Annotated in this window: 21 protein-coding genes; 11 read left to right on the top strand and 10 right to left on the bottom strand. The window is 34.0% G+C overall.

Annotated features, from left to right (window positions below; translation table 11 throughout):
• Positions 1-16: 16 nt before the first annotated feature.
• Both BTR34_RS11455 and BTR34_RS11450 read left to right on the top strand, forming a co-directional pair.
• Positions 17-2,047 (top strand): M3 family metallopeptidase, encoded by a 2,031-nt coding sequence (locus BTR34_RS11455; protein WP_068481746.1) that lies wholly within the window; start codon positions 17-19, stop codon positions 2,045-2,047.
• A gap of 140 nt (positions 2,048-2,187) precedes the next feature.
• Positions 2,188-3,198: a hypothetical protein gene (locus BTR34_RS11450; RefSeq protein WP_068481745.1), complete on the top strand. Its 1,011-nt coding sequence runs from the start codon at positions 2,188-2,190 to the stop codon at positions 3,196-3,198.
• A 202-nt stretch (positions 3,199-3,400) separates the two neighbouring features.
• On the opposite strand, the gene BTR34_RS19185 is transcribed toward BTR34_RS11450, so the two are convergent.
• Together BTR34_RS19185 and BTR34_RS11445 are read right to left on the bottom strand one after the other, a co-directional pair.
• A complete protein-coding gene (locus BTR34_RS19185) occupies positions 3,401-3,535 on the bottom strand; it encodes a hypothetical protein (RefSeq protein WP_262493629.1) in 135 nt (44 codons plus the stop codon).
• A gap of 178 nt (positions 3,536-3,713) precedes the next feature.
• Positions 3,714-4,070, bottom strand: coding sequence for a rhodanese-like domain-containing protein (locus BTR34_RS11445; protein WP_068481742.1), 357 nt, complete (start codon positions 4,068-4,070; stop codon positions 3,714-3,716).
• 72 nt (positions 4,071-4,142) lie between these two features.
• Between BTR34_RS11445 and BTR34_RS11440 the strand changes: the two genes are divergently transcribed.
• On the top strand, positions 4,143-4,697 hold the full coding sequence (locus BTR34_RS11440; protein ID WP_068481739.1) for a sigma-70 family RNA polymerase sigma factor: 555 nt from the start codon (positions 4,143-4,145) through the stop codon (positions 4,695-4,697).
• A gap of 219 nt (positions 4,698-4,916) precedes the next feature.
• Here BTR34_RS11440 and BTR34_RS11430 read toward each other — a convergent pair whose 3' ends face one another.
• Positions 4,917-5,750, bottom strand: coding sequence for a UbiA prenyltransferase family protein (locus BTR34_RS11430; protein ID WP_068481733.1), 834 nt, complete (start codon positions 5,748-5,750; stop codon positions 4,917-4,919).
• Positions 5,751-5,878: 128 nt separating this feature from the next.
• Here BTR34_RS11430 and gcvP point away from each other — a divergent pair, with 128 nt between their 5' ends.
• From gcvP to BTR34_RS11410, 4 genes are all read left to right on the top strand, one after another.
• A complete protein-coding gene (gene gcvP / locus BTR34_RS11425; protein ID WP_068481730.1) occupies positions 5,879-8,731 on the top strand; it encodes an aminomethyl-transferring glycine dehydrogenase in 2,853 nt (950 codons plus the stop codon).
• A gap of 162 nt (positions 8,732-8,893) precedes the next feature.
• Positions 8,894-9,952: a 3-oxoacyl-ACP synthase III family protein gene (locus BTR34_RS11420; RefSeq protein WP_068481727.1), complete on the top strand. Its 1,059-nt coding sequence runs from the start codon at positions 8,894-8,896 to the stop codon at positions 9,950-9,952.
• A gap of 1 nt (position 9,953) precedes the next feature.
• Complete coding sequence (locus tag BTR34_RS11415) at positions 9,954-10,475, top strand: methyltransferase (RefSeq protein ID WP_068481888.1); 522 nt, start codon at positions 9,954-9,956, stop codon at positions 10,473-10,475.
• Positions 10,476-10,490: 15 nt separating this feature from the next.
• Positions 10,491-11,345, top strand: a complete 855-nt coding sequence (locus BTR34_RS11410) for a glycosyltransferase family 2 protein (protein ID WP_068481724.1) — start codon at positions 10,491-10,493, stop codon at positions 11,343-11,345.
• 48 nt (positions 11,346-11,393) lie between these two features.
• On the opposite strand, the gene BTR34_RS11405 is transcribed toward BTR34_RS11410, so the two are convergent.
• From BTR34_RS11405 to BTR34_RS11375, 7 genes are all read right to left on the bottom strand, one after another.
• Entirely contained in the window at positions 11,394-11,903 is a 510-nt protein-coding gene (locus BTR34_RS11405) for an OmpH family outer membrane protein (RefSeq protein WP_068481721.1), read from the bottom strand.
• Positions 11,904-11,956: 53 nt separating this feature from the next.
• Positions 11,957-12,790: an OmpH family outer membrane protein gene (locus BTR34_RS11400; protein ID WP_068481711.1), complete on the bottom strand. Its 834-nt coding sequence runs from the start codon at positions 12,788-12,790 to the stop codon at positions 11,957-11,959.
• Between the two features lie 103 nt (positions 12,791-12,893).
• The gene (locus BTR34_RS11395) at positions 12,894-15,497 is read right to left on the bottom strand and encodes a BamA/OMP85 family outer membrane protein (RefSeq protein ID WP_068481708.1); all 2,604 of its coding nucleotides are present in this window, start codon (positions 15,495-15,497) and stop codon (positions 12,894-12,896) included.
• Positions 15,498-15,501: 4 nt separating this feature from the next.
• Complete coding sequence (locus tag BTR34_RS11390) at positions 15,502-16,242, bottom strand: isoprenyl transferase (protein WP_068481705.1); 741 nt, start codon at positions 16,240-16,242, stop codon at positions 15,502-15,504.
• Positions 16,243-16,364: 122 nt separating this feature from the next.
• Positions 16,365-17,051 (bottom strand): type IX secretion system protein PorG, encoded by a 687-nt coding sequence (gene porG / locus BTR34_RS11385; protein WP_068481885.1) that lies wholly within the window; start codon positions 17,049-17,051, stop codon positions 16,365-16,367.
• 113 nt (positions 17,052-17,164) lie between these two features.
• Entirely contained in the window at positions 17,165-18,046 is an 882-nt protein-coding gene (locus tag BTR34_RS11380) for an NAD kinase (protein ID WP_068481702.1), read from the bottom strand.
• Between the two features lies 1 nt (position 18,047).
• A complete protein-coding gene (locus BTR34_RS11375) occupies positions 18,048-18,704 on the bottom strand; it encodes a CBS domain-containing protein (protein ID WP_068481699.1) in 657 nt (218 codons plus the stop codon).
• A gap of 92 nt (positions 18,705-18,796) precedes the next feature.
• Here BTR34_RS11375 and BTR34_RS11370 point away from each other — a divergent pair, with 92 nt between their 5' ends.
• The 4 genes from BTR34_RS11370 to tig all read left to right on the top strand — a co-directional run bounded on the left by BTR34_RS11370 (position 18,797) and on the right by tig (position 22,089).
• Positions 18,797-19,510, top strand: a complete 714-nt coding sequence (locus BTR34_RS11370; RefSeq protein WP_068481696.1) for a pyridoxine 5'-phosphate synthase — start codon at positions 18,797-18,799, stop codon at positions 19,508-19,510.
• Positions 19,507-20,283, top strand: coding sequence for an alpha/beta fold hydrolase (locus BTR34_RS11365; RefSeq protein ID WP_068481694.1), 777 nt, complete (start codon positions 19,507-19,509; stop codon positions 20,281-20,283). The genes BTR34_RS11370 and BTR34_RS11365 overlap by 4 nt, the downstream gene beginning before the upstream one ends.
• 35 nt (positions 20,284-20,318) lie before the next feature.
• Positions 20,319-20,666 carry a phage holin family protein gene (locus BTR34_RS11360; protein WP_068481691.1) on the top strand — a complete coding sequence of 116 codons (348 nt, stop codon included), beginning with the start codon at positions 20,319-20,321 and terminating at the stop codon, positions 20,664-20,666.
• A 100-nt stretch (positions 20,667-20,766) separates the two neighbouring features.
• A complete protein-coding gene (gene tig, locus BTR34_RS11355) occupies positions 20,767-22,089 on the top strand; it encodes a trigger factor (RefSeq protein ID WP_068481688.1) in 1,323 nt (440 codons plus the stop codon).
• The last annotated feature ends 72 nt before the right edge of the window (positions 22,090-22,161 follow it).

Raw genomic sequence — 22,161 nt, 5'->3', positions numbered from 1 at the left:
TCTCAATACTAGTAAGATGAATCCATTATTATCCCCATTTGATACTGCTCCTTTTTCGCAAATTAAAAACGAGCATTTTAAGCCCGCATTTTTACAATCTATAGAAGATGCACGAGCAGAAATAGATGCAATAACAAATAATACAGAGGCTCCAACTTTTGAAAACACGATAGAAGCATTAGAGTTTTCTGGTCAACAATTAGACCGAATTTCAAGTGTATTTTTCAATTTGAATTCCGCAGAAACCAATGAAGAAATTCAGAAAATAGCACAAGAAGTTTCTCCGTTACTTTCAGAATTTGGCAATGACATTACCTTGAACGAAGCACTTTTTAAAAGAGTAAAAGCAGTATATGATCAAAAGGACAGTTTGGACCTTACTATTGAGCAAAATACCCTTTTAGATAAGAAGTACAAGAGTTTTAGCCGAAACGGAGCTAATTTATCTGATGATAAAAAGAAACGTTTACGTGAGATAGATGCTAAATTGGCTAAATTAAAATTGACTTTTGGCGAGAATGTACTTGCCGAAACCAACAAATATCAATTGTACTTATCGGATGAAGCTGATTTAGACGGATTACCGGAAGGAGAAAAAGAGGCTGCAGCTCAGATGGCAATTTCTAAAGGAAAAGAAGATGGCTGGATGATTACTTTAGATTACCCTAGTTATATTCCCTTTATGAAATACGCTAAAAATAGGGAGTTGAGAAAAGAACTTTCAATGGCATTCGGAAGCAGAGCATTTCATAACGACAAGTTAGATAATCAAGAAAACGTGCTGGAAATAGCAAAATTACGATTTGAGAGAGCAAACCTTTTAGGCTATAAAACTCATGCTAATTTTGTTTTAGAAGAGCGTATGGCAGAAACACCGGAAAAAGTTCATTCTTTCTTAAGTGAATTGTTAGAAAAAGCAAAGCCAGCTGCAGAACGGGAGTTTAAACAATTAGAGGATTTTGCTAAAAAATTAGACGGAATAGACCAACTAGAAAAATGGGATAGCAGTTATTACTCTGAAAAATTGAAGCAAAAACTTTTCAACTTAGATGATGAAAAATTGAAACCTTATTTTAAATTAGAAAATGTTATAAACGGTGTTTTCAAAGTTGCAGAAAACTTATTCGACCTTCAGTTTGAAGAAGTTTATGATATTGAAAAGTATCATGACGAGGTTAAAACATATAATGTTTATGATGCCGACAAAAATTTCATTTCATTGTTCTACGCCGATTTTCATCCTAGAGCAGGTAAACGTGGTGGTGCATGGATGACATCTTACAAATCGCAATGGAAGAGAAATGGCGAGAATGTGCGTCCGCATATATCTAACGTATGCAATTTTACACCTTCTACGAAAAGTAAACCTTCCCTATTAACCTTTAATGAAGTAACTACATTGTTCCATGAGTTTGGCCATGGCTTACACGGCATGCTAGCGAATACGACCTACCCTAGCCTATCGGGAACATCCGTTTTTTGGGATTTTGTAGAATTGCCGAGTCAGGTTTTAGAGAACTGGTGTTATGAAAAAGAAGCGTTAGAATTATTTGCAAAACACTATGAAACTGGTGAAACCATACCTATGGAACTGGTTGAAAAAATAAAAGAATCGGCAACGTTCCAAGAAGGCATGCAGACCCTACGTCAATTAAGTTTTGGGCTGTTAGATATGTCATGGCATGGAATTGACCCAACAGGAATTACCAATGTAAAAGCTTACGAAGACGACACGTTTAAAGGAACCAATCTATACCCAGAAACTCCTGAGACGTGTATGAGTACGGCGTTTTCCCATATTTTTCAGGGTGGCTACTCATCTGGTTACTATAGTTACAAATGGGCAGAAGTTTTAGATGCGGATGCATTCGCCTATTTTAAGGAAAAAGGTATTTTTAATAAGGAGGTAGCTACCAATTTTAAAGACAATGTATTGTCTCAAGGAGGCACCGAAAACCCAATGACATTATACAAAAGGTTTAGAGGAGCAGAACCTAAAGTGGAAGCGTTGTTAGAAAGAGCAGGGTTGTTGACTAGCAGTAATTAATCTTTTTCATTTTTAATACAATGTGCATGGCAAACAACGATATCCTATGTATTTACATTGTATTTTAGAAAGATGACAACATTTTATTTTCGCACTAGTGCTGGGTAGGTAATTTACACCCTTAAATGTAAACCATACCAATGAAAAAAGTCATTTTTCCAATAATAACATTACTTGCGCTAGCATGTAGTACTGATTCTGAAACACTAACCACTGAATTAAACGAGGAAGGCGAAAATAATGCCCCAATAATAAATGCACAGGCATTTTCGGCAGATGAGCATTCTTTAGCAGGAACAGTAATAGGAACCATAAGTGCATTAGACAGCGATGATAATGAACTAACTTATAGTATTGATGATGAAAGCGGATTGGAAATCAACGAAAATACTGGTGAAGTTACCATAGGTAGTAATTTAATTCTTGATTTTGAAACAGAGGCGACACTACCTTTTACAGTTTCTGTTTTTGACGGGACTATACTAGTTGATAAAAATTTTGAACTAGAAATAAATGATATAAATGAATATGATTTATTATCGGAAAGTCAAAAAGAAACGATAGCCTATTTCAATTATTTGACATTATGGCAATCTCCAACCCATACAGCGTTATTAAATAATAGCCGTTGGGTAGCCCCAATGAAAATATATTTAGATGGATCTAACCCAGAATTTAAAACCATTGTTGAAGGTGTTATTGAAGAATACAATGTACTTTTTGAAAACAGTGATTTCAATATTTCCATTGTAGAAACGAAAGAAGCATCAAATGCACATTTGTTTTTAGGCGAGACCGCTGATGTTGAAGCATTATGGGAAGATATGTTCGCCATCATAAATGGTAAAACATATAATGGGTATGCCATGACTTCTAACAGCAATTCTATATTAAGTACTAGTAGAATATGGCTTTCAGTTTCTTCGTCCATATTATTTAAACATGAATTAGGACATGCTCTTGGTTTTGGCCATTCAGAAAAGTGTGAGACTGAAAATAGTTTCATGTGCTCAAACATTAGTAACGACCATGATTTTCTAGAAACTGAAAAAGAGATCATTAGGTTAGCTTATGACAATGACTTACCAGCAGGACTTACAGAGGAAGAAATAATTCTGTTTTTGGCAAATAAATTAATACTAGAAAATTAAAGTATTAAAAACAACATTTAAAAGGGCGATTATCACTGATAGTCGCCCTTTATTATTTTACTTTGAAATTTAATTGTGTTGTAAAAATAATATAATAATGGATATGCTAGTTTAGAAAAAAATCAAAAATTTCACCTTTTGAAAAGCACATTTTTTAGGTCTTTCGAACTATTTTCTAGTACGCCACATTACTAAAAAAGAACTAGGATATAAAGAATAAAATACCTCGTGGGTAAATGGTTAAAATTTTGAATTTGGAAGCGGTTCTAACTTCGACACTAGCTTCCGTTTTAGCGCCATCATTACCTATTACCGCTCGTATAATATTTGACCTCATTTTTATTATTCAAATAATAGGAGATACTTATTTTAAAAAGAAAATCAGCCCACTATAACCAATGGGTGAAATCGAAGGAACAACTCAATAAATTCTGTACAAACAATTCGGATTTAATTTTTTTAATGATCACGTTACGTATTCAATATAGCTCTGATTCTAAATAGCATAACATTTCTTATTTATTAGCACTAGACCATAGATCGTAGCCTCCATCAAGATTAATTACATGTAAAAATCCAAGTTCTTTTAATCTAGCTTGTGATTTTAAACTTCTACCTCCTATTTTACAATAAACATAAATTGTTTTATTCTTATCAATAGATGCAACTTGTTTATTAAAATCTTGAGAAAACCAATCTATATTTAAAGCGCCATCAATACAACCTTCATTAAATTCTTCAACGGTTCTTACATCTAGCAATACCTCTGTTGCTTTATTAAAACCTGTAAATTCTTTTATAGATTTTGTTTCTATTTGGGCGTAGGCAAACTGGACACTTACGAATAGGACAAAAAGCAAAAAATTTTTCATGGCATTAGCGATTATACCCAAAAGTAATCATAATCGGTAAAATTAAATTACTTTTGAAGGGCAGAATAAAAAATGGAAACACACCAACTACATCCTGATACTTGGGTAGACTTATATGCCGACTATCTATTCAATTATGCTGTTACAAGAGTTAGTGATACCGAAATCGCAAAAGACCTTGTTCAAGAAACTTTTATTGCTGGTCTTAAATCTGCAAAAAACTTTAAAGGTGATGCCGCAGAACGAACATGGCTAATTGCAATTCTTAAACGAAAAGTAATTGACCATTATCGAAAATCAAATTCCAAAAAAGGAAAAGCAGAGGTTAGAATGAGCTATAGTACGCAGACCGATGCCGAAGGAGATTGGTTAGAAGAGCGAATTGCCGACCCTAACAGTAATTTTGAAAACGATGCAATGGAGAATGAAGAATTAGGGCAAGCAATCCAAAACTGCATTTCTAAATTACCAAAAAAACAGGCTCAGGTTTTTATCATGAAAACCATTGAAGGAATGGAAACTGAAGATATTTGTAATGCGCTTGGAATAAATGCGTCTAATCTTTGGGTTATGATTCATAGAGCCAGAACAGGTTTAATGGGTTGTTTAAATCAAAATTGGTTTTAATTATGATGATGTCTTGTGAAAAAGCTGCAACTATTTGCAATAAAGTCCAATATAAAGAGGCTTCTGGTTGGGAAAAAATAAAATTAAGGTTTCATCTAATCCTGTGCAAAACATGTACTAAACATAGCGTTAAAAATAAAAAATTGACTACATTATGTGATCAAGCAAGGTTAGCAGTTTTATCTGAAGACGATAAAAAGAAAATGAAAGAAATTTGCGCTAAAACAAAGTAAAATACTTACTAAGTACAAATAATAGCATATACCAAAACAAGGGTAAAGCCTCTACCCAAAAAGATGCAAAATATTTTTTCTGATTCACCTTAGTAACATAAATTACATAGCTTAAAACTAATGCAAGACTCGTATTGGTTATAAGAATTACTTGGCTTATATCATTTTTCAAAAAGGTGCTAAAATAAAATAAAGCTATCCAACTTACACCTATAATTTTAGTAGCTTTAACTCCTATGCGTTGAGGCAAAGTTTTCAATAAAGCACTATCATATTTTAAATCTCTTATTTCAAAAGGCACTAAAAGTACAAGCACAAACATAAAACGCTGAAAAGTTTCAACTTTTGCATTCCATGATAGTACATCTAATTGCGAAAAAACAGGCAACACAACTGTTGTCCCTGCCCATACCAAGGCTACTATTAATATTTTCAGTCCACTTAAACTTCTAAAATTTTTATGTTTAGGCAAAACTGGCAGGGCATAAAGTCCCGTAACTGCCATTAAAACCAACAGGGCTAAAATAACTTTTTCAGATAAAAAAAATAGCTGATAAAAAGCGATTAACAAACACCCAAAACTAAAAAATTGGATGTTTTTATGATACCTATTTGCCAATAGAATATACTTTTCTGCTTCAACCCCGTACTTTACAAAATTATAACACGCAATAGATCCAAAAAAAATTAAAAAATATAACTCTTTAGGCACGTTTATGCCTAGCGAAAGAGCCGTAACTTGAACCAAGCTAAAGATGGCCAAAGCCACATGAATACTGGCATCAAGATAAAAATCAAAAATTCTTTTGATTATGGTCATGCAACAAAAGTAGGTAAAGTGTTTATAACCCATTGTTTTGGTTAAAAACTTTCGTATTACATACGACAAAAGACTATAATTTACACACATAAAAGTGGTAATTTTGTACATTATATAACAAAACATCTATGAAAACTGACGTGTTTGCTTTACGCCATATCGGCATTAGGGAGGAAGATTTAAACTCAATGTTCAAGAAGGTAGGGGTTGATAATTTAGAACAATTGATCTATGAGACCATACCTGAAGACATTCGGCTTAAGGCGCCATTAAAATTAGACGCCCCAATGAGTGAGCATAAATTTTTAGCACATATTGAAGCATTGTCTAAAAAGAATAAAGTTTTTAGGTCGTACATTGGCCTAGGCTACCACGAAAGTTTAACCCCGTCAGTAATAAAGCGTAATATTTTAGAAAATCCGGGTTGGTATACCGCTTATACACCCTACCAAGCAGAAATAGCTCAAGGCAGGTTAGAAGCATTGCTAAATTTCCAAACCATAGTTACAGACTTAACTGGTATGGAATTAGCAAATGCCTCTTTGTTAGATGAAAGTACCGCTGCAGCTGAAGCAATGACCATGTTGTTCGAAGTTAGAAGTCGTGATCAAAAAAAGAACGATGTTCAAAAATTCTTTGTTTCGGAAGAAGTATTACCACAAACATTGTCCTTATTAAAAACACGTTCAACTCCATTAGGTATTGAATTGGTTGTCGGAAATCATGAAGAATTTAAATTTGAGGATGAATTTTATGGAATTCTTTTACAATATCCAGGAAAATATGGACAAGTAAATGACTACTCAAGTTTTGTACAAAAAGCCAAAGAAAAAGACATAAAAGTAGCCGTAGCAGCTGATATTATGAGCTTGGTGTTATTAACCCCTCCAGGTGAAATTGGTGTTGATGTGGTAGTTGGCACAACGCAACGTTTTGGTATTCCATTAGGATATGGTGGTCCACATGCTGCATTTTTTGCAACTAAAGAGGAATACAAGAGAAGTATCCCAGGCCGTATTATTGGCGTAACAAAAGACACTGACGGAAAGCCCGCTTTACGAATGGCATTGCAAACTAGGGAACAGCATATTAAAAGAGATAAGGCAACATCTAACATCTGTACTGCCCAAGTTTTATTAGCGGTAATGGCAGGTATGTATGGCGTTTATCATGGACCTAAAGGCTTAAAGTATATCGCAAACAAAATTCACAGAACCACTACCACTCTCGTAGATGCGTTAGAAAACTTAGGTATATACCAAGAAAATAGTACTTATTTTGATACAATTACAGTTAAGGTAGATGCTAAAAAAGTTAGATTAATTGCAGAAAAAAACGAAGTCAACTTTTTATATGTTGACAATAATACGGTTTCAATAGCTATTAATGAAGCAACTTCTATTAAAGATCTAAATCAAATCATTTCTGTTTTTGCCGAAGCCTTAGGTAAGACGTCTATAGAAATTACCGCACTTCTTAACGGCACCTCTATACCTTCAGAATTACAGCGTACAAGTACTTTCATGGAGAATAAAGTTTTTAATTCTTACCATTCAGAAACTGAGCTTATGCGCTATATTAAAAAATTAGAGCGTAAAGATTTAGCATTAAACCATAGTATGATTTCGTTGGGTAGCTGTACTATGAAATTAAATGCCGCTACTGAAATGTTACCTCTTAGCATGACGAATTGGGGAAATATTCATCCATTTGTTCCTATTGATCAAGCTGAAGGTTACCAAACTGTCCTTAAAGATCTTGCGAAAGACTTATCAATAATTACAGGCTTTGCCGACACCTCTTTACAACCTAACTCCGGTGCACAAGGTGAATATGCAGGGCTAATGGTTATACGTGCCTACCACGAATCTAGAGGAGATTCCGAGCGAAATATATGTTTAATTCCGTCATCGGCCCATGGCACAAATCCTGCTTCTGCTGTAATGGCCGGCATGAAGGTTATTGTTACCAAAACCGATGAAAAAGGAAATATAGACGTAGCAGATTTAGAAGAGAAAGCCAAATTACATGCAGACAAACTAGCTGCATTAATGGTAACTTACCCTTCTACGCACGGTGTTTTTGAGTCTTCAATCAAGCAAATTACCAAATTAATTCACGACAACGGAGGTCAAGTATATATGGACGGGGCAAATATGAATGCTCAAGTAGGATTAACTAATCCCGCAACAATTGGAGCTGATGTATGTCACCTAAACCTACATAAAACCTTTGCGATTCCACATGGCGGTGGTGGCCCTGGTGTTGGACCAATTTGTGTTGCGCCACAATTAGTACCTTTTTTACCAGGAAACCCGCTAATTTCTACTGGCGGAGAAAAAGCAATTACAGCCATATCAGCAGCGCCTTGGGGCAGTTCTCTAGCATGTCTAATTTCTTATAGCTATATTAAAATGCTAGGTGAACAAGGGCTAACACAATCTACTAAAATTGCTATTTTAAATGCGAATTATATAAAACATAGATTAGAAGGCAAGTTTGAAGTTTTATATACCGGTGAAAAAGGTAGAGCGGCCCATGAAATGATTTTAGACTGTAGACCATTTAAAAACAATGGCATTGAGGTTACAGATATTGCCAAGCGTTTAATGGATTACGGTTTTCATGCGCCAACGGTTTCATTTCCTGTTGCCGGAACTGTAATGATCGAACCAACGGAAAGTGAAAATTTAGTTGAATTAGATAAGTTTTGTGATGCCATGATTTCCATAAGAGCTGAAATTGACGAAGCTTCTTTGGATCAACCGGATAATGTACTTAAAAATGCGCCACACACGTTAGAAATGATAACTTCAGATGAATGGCAGTTTCCGTACACAAGACAAAAAGCATCTTTTCCATTACCTTATATCAAGGAAAATAAATTTTGGCCATCGGTACGTAGAGTCGACGATGCATATGGAGACCGTAATTTAATATGTACATGTGCACCCATAGAAGCATACATGGAAGCAGAATAACTGTCCCAGCCCTATATTATAAAGCCTTTTCATTAAACTGAAAAGGCTTTTTTAATTACCTAAATACTATTGATACTTTCTTGAACATCGTAATACTTGCTATGCACGCATAAAAAAAGTTTAATCTTTTATTATATTTCCTCAGCAATCCAATTAATTACCATGAGTATATCTATTACGGGAACAGGAAGCTATATTCCTAGTTTAAAAATCACCAATAAAGACTTCAATAACCATAAATTTCTAAACTTAGACGGCAGCACTTTCAATCATGATAACGATGTCATTATTGAAAAATTTAAAGCTATAACCGGTATTGAAGAAAGAAGATATGCTACAAAAGAACACAAAACCTCTAATCTTGCTTTTTTTGCTGCAGAAAAGGCCATTGAAAATGCGCAAGTAGACAAAGAAACATTAGACTATATTATCGTAGCCCATAATTTTGGAGACCTAACCTACGGTCATACCCAGGGAGATACATTACCAAGTTTAGCAACAAGGGTTAAACATCAACTACAAATAAAGAACCCAAAATGTGTAGCATACGATTTAATTTTTGGCTGCCCAGGTTGGCTTGAAGGTATGATACAAGCAAATGCTTTTATAAAAAGTGGTATAGCTACTAAATGTTTGGTAATAGGTGCTGAAACATTGTCAAGAGTAGTTGATGATTTTGATCGCGATTCTATGATTTATTCTGATGGAGCTGGCGCAGCAATTGTAGAAAAAACAGAGGACGGTGGTGAAATTATAGCACATGACTCCGCCACGTTTACCGTAGACGAAGCAAGCTATCTATTTTTTGGGAAAACCTACAATAAAGAAATAGATGATGACAATTACTATATAAAAATGTTCGGCAGAAAAATTTATGAGTTTGCCGTAACGCATGTACCAAAAGCAATGGCAACTTGTTTAGATGAAAGTGGTGTAAATATTGATGAAGTAAAAAAAATATTTATACATCAGGCCAATGAAAAAATGGACGAAGCAATTATTAAGCGCTTTTACAAGCTATACAAAAAAGACATGCCAGAAGGCATTATGCCTATGAGTATATCAAAATTAGGTAATAGTTCTGTAGCCACCATACCTACTTTATTTGACCTGGTAAAACAAGGTAAATTAGAAAATCAAGAAATTAAAAAGGGAGATGTTGTTATCTTTGCAAGTGTTGGCGCCGGAATGAACGTCAATGCAATGGTATACAGAATCTAACATGTACGAAAACAGTTTTCCTAATAAACGCTATAAACATACGCTACATTTTTTGCGTAAACATGTAGCCCATAATGAATCAATTTTAGATTTAGGTGTAGAAAATCCGTTTACCAAAATAATGGTAAAAGATGGGTATGAAGTAGAAAACACTATCGGTGAAGACCTAGATTTAGATTTTTCTTCTGTTGTACATACAGATGCCGAAGTGGTAACTGCTTTTGAGATTTTTGAACATTTACTAGGCCCATTACACATTTTATCTAACATTAAATCAAAAAAATTAGTAGCCAGTATACCATTAAGATTGTGGTTTTCTCCAGCATATAGAAGTAGAACAGATAAATGGGACAGGCACTACCATGAATTTGAAGATTGGCAATTTAATTGGTTGTTGGAAAAAGCCGGATGGGAAATACAGGATTCACAAAAATGGACAAACCCCGTTAAGAAAATTGGCTTAAGACCTCTTCTAAGATTATTTACCCCTAGATATTATATCGTTTACGCCACAAGAAAATAGTAAACCAAAACGCATATGGATTATTATCTTGTAATACCGATACACAATGAAGCGGCTTATTTAGAAAGCAATTTAAGTAGCATAATCAAGCAAACCCTATTGCCCAAGAAAGTAATTCTCGTTAATGACAATTCCTATGATGGTTCAGAAACTATAATCAATAAGTATTGTACTGAGAATCCTATTTTTCAAAAATTGACTATTGTTTCTTCAACGGATCACATGCCTGGCCGCAAAGTGATAAATGCGTTTAACAAAGGACAGGCACTATTAGATGATAATTTTGATTTCATAGGTAAACTGGATGCCGATATTATACTACCTGAAAATTATTTTGAAGTTATTGCAATGCATTTCAAGAATAACACTAGTATTGGTATCTGTGGTGGGTTTATATATGAGAAAAACAATTCTGGAGATTGGGTTCTAAACCACCCAATGGACAAAGACCATGTACGAGGCGCCATTAAAACCTATTCTAAATCTTGTTTTAAAGCCATTGGCGGGCTAAAAAATGTCATGGGATGGGATACGGTAGATGAGCTTTTAGCAAGGTTTCATGGCTATATTATACAGACAGACACTTCTTTAAAGGTAAAACATTTAAGACCCACTGGAAAAGCCTATAATACAAAAGCCAAAAAATTACAAGGTAAAGCCATGTACACCATGAGATATGGCTTTACAATAACTTGTATTGCCTCATTAAAAATGGCATGGAAAAACCAATCTATAAAATCTTTTTGGAACAATATGGTTGGTTTTTTACAAGCTAGCAAAAACAAAACCGATTATATTGTTACCGAAGAAGAAGGTATTTTTATTAGAAGGTTCCGGTGGAGAAATATTAGTCAAAAAATTAAAGCATAAAAAAAGCCATCTTATTTAGATGGCTTTTTCTTATTTATAAAAGTCTATTTAGAAACCTAATTGTTTCTTAACATCAGCTAAAAGATCTTTACCTTTTGCAACTATAAGACCACCACCTGCTTGCGCATCAATAACGTAGTCAAAACCTTGTGCAGCGGCAACTTTCTCGATAGCGGCTTTTGCTTTCTCTGAAATAGGTGCAAATAACTCTGCTTGTTTCTTTTGAAACTCTTGTTGTGCAGCTTGTTGAGCTTCACCTATATTCTTTTCATACCCTTGTAATTCCACAGCTCTTTTATCATTTTCTTCTTTAGATTTAGCTGCTGCTTCATTTTGGTATTGCGTAAACTTGTTACGCAACTCGGTCATTGAAGCCTGAATATCTGCATTATAAGTTTCTTGCAATTTTTTAAGTTCAGCTTCTGCAGACTTCATTTCTGGCATTGCTGATAATAATTGAGTAACATCGATATGAGCTACCTTACTTTGGGCATTTACAAAACTTGTTGTTGCTACTAACAAGAATAAAGCTATCACAATTTGTTTTACTTGTTTCATGAGTGTTAATTTAATTCTAATTTGAGTGTTAATTTTAATGGTTATAAACCTATTTAAATAGTACCGTTATTATCTTTTTCGGTATCGCTATTTCTTTCCTTTAATTTTTCTTGCTTCTTAGCTTCTCGTTCTTCTAGCAATTTTTTTCTTCTTTCTTCGTACGCCTTTTTTCTTTCTTCTCTTAATTTCAACTGCTCTGCTTTCGTATCTGCTGCTGTTTTTTCTCGCGCTTCCGCAGCTTCAGTAGCTTTATCTAAACGTTCCTGTAAAGCTTCACTAACCTCTTCTGGCTCATCATCTCCTTCAAAATCATCTAATCTACTTCTATCCTCAGCTTTTTTACTAGGCTTGCTTACTTTTCTAGTCCTTGCAATGTCCCTTAAAACTAAATCGCTGATATCATGTCTTTTTTCAGAATACAACATTACAACATCCGCAGATTTATCAAAAATAAAATCATACTTTTTATTTGCACCTATTTTCTGTACTTCATTAAACACCTGATCTTGTATAGGCTGTATTAGCCTTCTTTTTTGCAAAACCAAATCTCCTTGAGGCCCAAAACGGTCTTGTTGATACTCGATCATTTCTTTTTCGAGAATTTGAATCTCCTCTTCACGTTCAGCTATTAATTCTGGCGTCAATAATACTTTTTCCGCCATTAGGTCTTTCTTCATTTGTGCAACAACGCTTTGCTTTTGCTCAACTTCAACTTTCCAACGCTGAACTTTTGTCTCTAACTGCTCTGTTGCATCTCTATATTCATCTACATTTTCCAAGATATACTCCATATCTACATAGGCCATTCTAACTCCTCTTTGGGCGTAACTACCTATAGTCATAAAAATGACAGAAACTAATAAAAGAACTTTTGTTTTTAAACTCATAATTGATATCGTTTAATCCTATAGAAAATATCGTGCCAAAGTTACTAAATCTTTTAAAATGAAAGGATTAGCATATAGCGCGTTTATTATATTTCAATGAAAATTAAAACTGCTGACCAATAATGAAGTGAGTTTGCCATCCACTAGGACCCTGTCCTGCAGATTGTGGTTTAAGATCCTCATCAAATCCGTAACCAAAATCGATACCTAACAAACCAAATGCTGGCATAAAGATTCGCAGCCCCACACCGGCCGATCGTTTTAATTGAAACGGATTAAAGTCTTGAAAATTGTTGAAGGCATTACCACCTTCTAAAAATGCAAGTCCATAAATAGATGCAGAAGGCTTTAATGTTAACGGATAACGTAGTTCAAGAGAAAACTTATTGTAAATTAAGGCACCATCTGGTGTAGTAGCTCCTTCTGCATATGGCGTAATAGACTGGTTGTCATATCCTCTTAATCGTACTACGTCCCTACCATCTAGGGTAAAATTCCCCATACCGTCACCACCTACATAAAAACGCTCAAAAGGCACATTACCTACCGCACTATTATAGCTACCTAAGAAACCAAATTCCGCATTAGATTTCAAAACCAATTTATCTACTAGCGTGGTATACCAATCACCTTTAAATTTTATTTTATAATACTCCAATAATCTAAATCGTTCTTGATCGATATCTTGCAATTCATTATTTTCTAAAGTTGTTAAACCTTCTGTGTTCTTTTTATCGTCTAATTCTTCAGATCTATTCTTTAGTGCTCTAAAATCTTTATTACTAAATAACGACCATGGCGGTGTAAATTTTGCCGTAATTTCAAAATCAGAACCTCCTCTCGGAAAAATACGCCCTCCTTCGGTAGCGTTTCTAGATATCCCAAAAGTATAGGCCAACGAATTTGCCTTACCATTACCGAAATTAAAGAGTCCGATATTATAATTTCTAAAATCGTATAACTGGTATCCCAATGAATGTGATATGGTAAAGAAATCATCTGGCCATTGCACACGTTTGGCAAGACCAGCGGTTATACCTGTAATAGAGAATTGTTGATCTTTACTTACCTCAACATTACCATTATTACCATAAGATGCAGCAAACTGTTGTGTTCTGGATAAACTTAGATTAAAACGAACTGGTTTTTTACCTCCCAGCCAAGGCTCAGAAAAGTTTAAACTGTATACCCTAAAAGTTCTACTGGCTTGCATACGTAGTGCAAATGTTTGTCCGTCACCCATAGGAACAGGCTTATATTTTTCTCCTTTAAATAGATTTTGAATAGAGAAGTTACTAAATGAAAGCCCTAAAGTACCAATGAAGCCACCACCACCATAACCACCTTGTAGTTCTATTTGGCTAGATCCAGATTCTACCAAACTCCAAGCTAAATCAACTGTACCTTCATTAGGGTTGGCATTTAAAACATCAGGTGTTATTTGTTCCGCATCAAAAAAGCCTAGTTGACCTAATTCACGTATACTTCTAATTATATCTGATTTATCATATTTTTGGCCAGGTCTAGTACGTAACTCACGATAAATAACGTGATCGTTGGTTTTATCATTACCAGAAACCGTTACATGATTCAAAAAAGTTTCTTTACCCTCTATAATTCTAATTTCGAAATCAATGGTATCGTTAGCAGCGGACATTTCAACAGGGTTTATTGTTGAAAATAAGTATCCATTATTTTGATACAAACTAGTTACATCGGTTGGGTCGGGCTTAGTATTGTCAGCAATACGCTCTCTTAACAATACGCCATTATAAGTATCTCCTTTTTTAATACCAAGAACTTGGTTTAGTTGACGATCCGTATACACCGTATTACCAACGAAATCTATATTACCAAAGTAATATTTATCACCTTCTTCAACTTTTATTCTTAGATCAATGTTATTCTCATCTATTTTTATAACAGAATCTGAAATAACTCTAGCATCTCGGTAACCATTTTCGGCAAACTTATCTACTAATAAGCCTAAATCATCTTCGTAATCATCTTGAATAAATTTAGATTTCTTCCAAAATCTACCTAACTTTTTCTGTTTAGTACTCTTTAAAGCTTTGCGGAGTTTTTTATCACTTAATTGCTCATTACCTTCAAAAACTATTTTACGAATTTTAACTTTATCTCCTTTTTTAACATTGACCACCATGTTCTCAGTATTTGTATCTGAGGTATCTTTAGCCGTCGCAATATTAACTTGGGCATTTAAAAACCCTTGCTTCTTGTACTTATTAGCAATATAATTTTTAGAGTTTGAAATAAGGCTTTCGGTAATTTTTTTACCCTTTTTTAAATCGGTATCTTTAATTAAGCCTTCTATTTTTCCTTTTTTAACCCCATAGAAAGTAACATTGGCCAAGGTAGGACGTTCAATTATATTCAATTCTAAAAAAACGGTATTTTCTTCGATATTGGTAATGTAAAATTCAATTTCGCTAAATAGCTCTAGTCCCCATAACTTTTTAATCACCTCACTGATTTGCTCGCCAGGCAAGGTAATTGGTTGACCTACTCTAAGGCCTGTGTACGTTTTTACCGTTTGCTCATTATAACTTTGAAGTCCAGTGACATCTATACCTCCAAGAATATAAGTTTTACCATCCTCATAGGTAGCATCCTGTGCGGCGACAAAGAAGGTAGTTAACAATAAAAAGGTGGTAAAAATGTGGTTCAAGGATATGAACCTCGTCATATCTTTAAGTGAGTTGTTCGCTTGTTTTTCCAAATCTTCGTTCTCTGTTCTGGTAATTTTTTATGGCCTCTATTAAATGATATTCTCTAAAATCTGGCCAAAATACATCAATAAAATATAACTCTGCATATGCAATTTGCCATAACAAAAAATTGCTGATCCGATGTTCTCCACTAGTACGGATAAGCAAGTCTACGTCTGGTAAATTATGCGTGTAAAGATGGTTATTTATAATGGTTTCATCAATATTTTCAATTGAAATTATATTATTTTTAACTTTGGTACTAATTGCTTTTATAGCTGACTGCATCTCTTCTCTTGCTCCATAGCTCAAAGCCAAGGTGAGCGTCATGCCTGTATTTTGCTTGGTTTGATCTACAACCCCAGTCAATTCTTTATATGCTTTTGAAGGTAAAGCTTCAATATTACCTATTGTGTTTAAGCGAATATTATTTTTGTTAAATGTTTTAAGTTCTTTCTTTAGAGAGGACACTAATAAACGCATTAACGTTTGAACTTCAACTTTTGGTCTATTCCAATTTTCGGTTGAAAAAGTGTAAAGGGTTAAGAAATCAACTCCTAATTGTGCACATTGCTCAACTACTATTCTTACAGTTTTAACACCATGCTCATGTCCAAAAACCCTAAGTTTGCCACGTTGCTTTGCCCACCTACCGTTACCGTCCATGATAATAGCCAAGTGTTTGGGAACATTGTGTTTATCGATATCTTTTACTTCGCTCATTTCTATTTTACTCGATAATCCAGATTTAAATACTTTGATGCTCGCCTACCGGTTAGACAAACTTACGTTGTTTTTAATGTTGAATTTCGCTTTCTTGCGTCGCGGGCTTGCCACTAGGCAGTTTACTCAAAACAATCCATACATGGTTTTCTACCAAAAGTATAGGTCAAGGTTAACCCAGAAAACACATACCAATCATCACTAAAAATATTACCAAATTGAAATTCTTCAAAGTTTGAACCTTCAGGGTTACTGGCATCCAGGTTATCTGTAAATGTATACCTAGCACCTATTTCGCCCCCAAAAATAAGAAACTGATTAATACGATACTTAAAGCCTACAGTCATTGGTATTGCAAAACTACCATCTTTCTGTTCAATTTCTTGCAAAACACCGCCATTAAAATACTGATAATCGTATCTAAAATAAGTAAGACCCGTATATAAATATGGTGTAAAGGCTGGACCAAGCTTGTGCAAATTATATTCTACGAAATTAAATTCCAAACCAACCGAACCTTCTAAAATAGAATTATCTACGATATAACCTCTTTGTTGTCTAGCCGTAGAGCTCGATTTATTGTCATCTGCAGTAAACTGACCATATGTTAAACTACCTCTCCATGCATATCTTTTACTAATATTCCATTTAAACAATCCTCCAAAAGCGATATCTGAAGGTAAAATGTAGTTTGTCTTCCCAACATCACTAATAGTATTAGCTCCACCTGCAAAAACACCTACTTCATAAGTCTGAGATTGTAGACTTGAGAGCAAAAAAAACAATATCAAAAACGCTGTGTAACGCATAAAATAATTTTTACAATTATCGGCCATCTCCTATCAGCAATAGAAAACAGAACAATTTTCATGTTCACAATGGATAAACAGCAATTAAGGTCATTTATTGTTTACAAGTAGGCTCAATTTCGTCTATCCTCACCCCAAAGTAGCTTATTTCTAAGGGTCTTTAAAAAACTTTCAGACGTATATTCAATCATTTTGATAGTAAAAGGAGCTTTACTAATGGTAATTTCTTCTCCATTTTCTAATGAAGCAATTCTAGAATCTAACGACACCAAATGATTTTCTTCTCTACCAGATACTTTTAATCGAATTATAGTATCATCAGAAATCACTAATGGTCTTGCATTAAGGTTATGCGGTGCAATTGGCGTCAATACCAAAGATTTAGCAGTTGGCACAATTACAGGGCCTCCACAACTTAATGAATAACCGGTTGAGCCTGTTGGGGTAGAGACAATTAATCCGTCTGCCCAATAAGAGGTTAGGTATTCATTATTTAAATAAGTTTCTACTGTTATCATAGAGGTGGTGTCTTTTCTACTTACAGTAATTTCATTTAAGGCAAAATTTAAATCACCAAACTCGATATCTAGCTTTTCGGTTCTTAATTGAACCAAACTTCGTTCAACGACAGTATACGCTCCTTCGTTAAACTCTTTAACGACTTTCCTAACATCTTCTTTTTTAAATGTAGAAAGAAAACCTAACCTACCGGTGTTGACACCAACTATAGGAATACCTAAATCCTTAACAAAAGTGGTTGCTCTTAAAATAGTTCCATCACCACCAAAACTTACAAACATATCGAAAGTTGAATTCAATCCCTTGTTTATAGTAAATGTTTGGTAAGAAACAGCGTAGTTTAATGTACTATAAAGTTCAAAAAAATCTTTTTCTATAAAAACCTCGGCAGACACTTTTCTCAGCTCGTCTAATAATTCTACGAGATATTCAATAGCATTATCTTGGTATATTTGTCCATATATAGCTACTTTCATACTATACATTAAGGTATTTATCTAAATAATCTGAACGACTTTTAAGCTCTTCTAAAAATTCATCATCACTATTACCAAAAAGAATATGATAATTATATCGCCTAAATGTTTGTACTACCTTATTATAATTCTCGGCCGTAATCTTTAGCGTAACTTGAATTATATCGTTTTGGGTATCTGTAATAAACCCACCAATAAGCTTGGCATTATTACTCTCTACAATTTGAGCAATTTCGCTAAATGAATAATCTTTAATACCTGTAGCTACTACTAAAATGCTACCTGGATCTGTAAAAAATGGGGTATCAATAAAGACTGCTACAATATCGGTTAAATCGTAATAGCCTTCAACCTCTTCTTTTTCGTTTAAAATGGGTAACAAATTAGCTTCGTTTTTGGCGAATGCCTCTAAAACATCTAACCAATTTGTATCTTTTCTAACAAAAAAGCTACCCAATTCATATCTAAACTCTTCTATTTTAGTTTCAGGAAGCAATACATCAGCATCATTTTCAGAAAAAACACCTAAAAATCTACCCTCTTCCACAATAGCAATATGAGAATACGTGGTATCTTGAAAAAATTGTAAAATTTTTTCAAAAGTCGCTTTTATTTCAAATACCGGAATGTTCGTAATTATATGTTCTTGAATCTGCATAGGTTTATATATAACGCAAAATAACAATTAATAATATCAAAAGGCGTGCCTTATTCGTATTTTTGATGCACTTAAAAGGTAAATACGACATAATGACAAAACTTAGCGTTAACGTAAACAAAATAGCAACACTTAGAAATGCCCGGGGCGGAAATGTTCCTAATTTACTAAAGGTTTCGAGTGACCTAGAAGATTTTGGCGCACAAGGAATTACAATTCACCCAAGACCAGATGAACGTCATATCCGCTATCAAGATGCTAGGGATTTAAAAAAAGTGGTAAAAACTGAATTTAACATTGAAGGCAACCCTATTTCAAAGTTTATAGATTTAGTACTTGAAGTAAAGCCAGAACAAGTAACTCTAGTTCCAGACTCGGTAAATGCAATTACATCCAATGCCGGCTGGAATACGGTTAAGTTTAAAGATTTTTTAAGTGAAGTCATAAAAACCTTTAAACAAGCCGGCATACGAACTTCAATTTTTGTGGATCCAGATACTGAAATGATAAAAGGTGCTAAGGCCGTTGGTACTGACCGTATTGAATTATATACTGAAAGTTATGCTGTTAATTACGCACTAAATAAAGAAAAAGCCATTACCCCTTTTATAAAAGCGGCCAACATTGCTAACGAATTAGGACTTGGCATTAATGCCGGACATGATTTAAGTTTAGAAAATATTGAATATTTTGCAAAAAATATTCCTAATTTACTAGAAGTATCCATAGGACATGCCCTTATCAGCGAAGCGTTATATTTAGGACTTGATAATGTGGTAAATATGTATTTACACAAGTTAAAATGAAGCAAATTTTACATTCTTTAATTTTAGGAGAAGGAAAGCCACTAATTATTCTTCATGGATTTTTAGGTATGCTTGATAATTGGAAAACATTAGGAACCTCTTATTCCGAAAATGGATTTCAAGTTCATTTAGTTGATCAACGCAACCATGGAAAAAGTTTTCATTCCCCAAATTTTAATTATGATATTCTTTCAGATGATTTATTGAACTACATGAATCATTATGAGATAAAAAGTGCAGCAGTTATTGGCCATTCAATGGGAGGAAAAACCGCAATGCAATTCGCCTGTTCATATCCAGAGCGTGTAAATAAATTATTGATTGCCGATATTGCCCCAAAATTTTATCCGCCACATCACCAGGATATTATTAATGGGTTAAACGCAATAGACACCACCAATTTAAAATCTCGTAATGATGCTGACCAGCAATTGAAAAAATATATTTCAAACTTAGGTATACGTCAATTTTTATTGAAAAATCTCGATAGGGATGAGAATAAAAAATTATGCTTCAAATTTAACTTAGAAGTATTAAGTGAAAAGATGGATGAAATTGGGGATAACATAAGCAGCACAGATAGCTATAGCGGCCCTACCTTATTTCTAAGAGGGGACCGTTCAGAATACATAACCAAAAATGATATCGAGTTAATCAATTTGCACTTCCCTATCGCTAAGGTTGAAACTATAGAGAACGCCGGTCATTGGTTACATGCAGAGAACCCAGAGCAATTTCTGGAAAAATCTTTGCCCTTTTTAATAAAAAATTAAACTAAAACAATTAATTACAAATAAAAACAACAAACATGAACCTAATATTAAGAATACTTTTAAGTGCAATTGCCGTTGTAATTTTAGCCAAAGTACTACCTAACGTATCTGTAGACAGCTACATGACTGCTGTAATAGTAGCTGTGGTCTTAAGTTTACTAAACCTTTTGGTGAAACCAATTTTGGTCATCTTAACATTACCCGTTACCATAGTAACCCTGGGACTTTTCTTATTAATTATTAACGCAATAATAATTCTATTAGCGGACAAACTTATTGACGGTTTTACCGTTGAAAATATTTGGTGGGCATTGATTTTTAGTCTCTTGCTATCCTTTTTACAATCTATCTTCTTTTCACTGTTAAAAGATGACAAGCAATAGTTGCTTGTGATTTGAAATTCAATACTTTAAAAAATTGGTTGACTTTGCAAAATATAGTATTTTTGCATCCCATTTTACACATGCAAATAGATATTAAGGAATGAATATTACTAAAGAGCAGATAGACGATTTAAATGCAGTAGTTAAAGTTGCTATCACAAAAGAAGATTACCAAGATAAGGTAGATACCATTTTAAAAGATTATAAGAAACAAGCTAACATACCTGGCTTTAGAAAAGGTCAAGTACCAATGGGTCTTATAAAAAAGCAATATGGTAAAGCCGTTTTGGTCGATGAAGTAAATAAGTTACTACAAGACAATCTAAACAAATATCTTACAGAAGAAAAGTTAGATGTGCTTGGAAATCCATTACCAAAACAACAAGATAATTTTGATTGGAACCAAGATGAATTAGCTTTCGAATTTGAACTTGGCCTAGCACCAAATTTTGAAGTTGCCTTAAAAACAAAAAAAGCAATTACACAATACAAAATAGTTGCCGACAAGAAGATGATCGATGAGCAAGTAGAGCGTATTCAAAAGCAATACGGTAAACTTGTTAGTAAAGATGCAGTAAGCATAAATGATGAAGTTAGTGGTACTTTCACCAACGAAGCTGAAGAAATTGACAACAAAACGCTGCTTGAAACTGATAAGTTGAAAAGCAAAAAAGCTTTAGATGCTTTAAAAGGCAAAAAAGTAGGTGATGTTGTAACGTTGCAAACAAAAGGTTTATTTAATGAAGATCATATGCTTTCTAGCGCTTTAGGCATTGATAAGACAAAAGCAGAATCTTTAGATATTGAGGTTACTTTTACCATATCTGAAATAAACGAAAGAGAACCTGCGGAGTTAAATCAAGAATTGTTTGACAAACTTTTTGGACCGGACAGTGTAAAGTCTGAAAAGGAATTAAAAGAACGTATTAAAGAAGATTCCGAAAAACAATTTGAACAACAGTCAGATCAAAAATTATTGAACGACGTTACTGAATACTTTATTGAAAATACCAAGTTTGATTTACCAAGTGGTTTCTTGACCAAATGGATTCAAATGACAGGCGAAGAGCCGTTATCTGAGGAGCAAGCTAGTGAAGAGTATGCAAAATCAGAGAAGGGATTACGTTACCAACTTATTGAAGGCAAAATAATTCGTGACAATGATCTACAAGTTCAATTCGATGAATTAAAAGAATTCTCTAAAGGGTTTATTCGTTCGCAAATGGCTCAATTTGGTCAATTAGATCCTAAAGAAGAAGAGCTTGACAATATTGCAGCACGTGTTTTGGGCAACCAAGATGAAGTAAAAAGACTATCGGAACAATTGATGAGTCAAAAATTATTAAATCTTTACAAAGAGAAAGCAAATCTTAAAGAAAAGGAAGTTACCTATGAAAATTTCGTGAAAGAAGTTTACGGATAATTCCAAACAATAAATTAAGTATCTTTACGGTGCCGGAAATAAAATTTTCGGCACCTTTTTTTACTCTAAAAA

The organism is Maribacter hydrothermalis (assembly GCF_001913155.1).
Taxonomy (GTDB): domain Bacteria; phylum Bacteroidota; class Bacteroidia; order Flavobacteriales; family Flavobacteriaceae; genus Maribacter; species Maribacter hydrothermalis.
The sequence above is the reverse complement of the archived record's forward strand: the minus strand, read 5'-3'. Positions and strand labels throughout refer to the sequence as shown.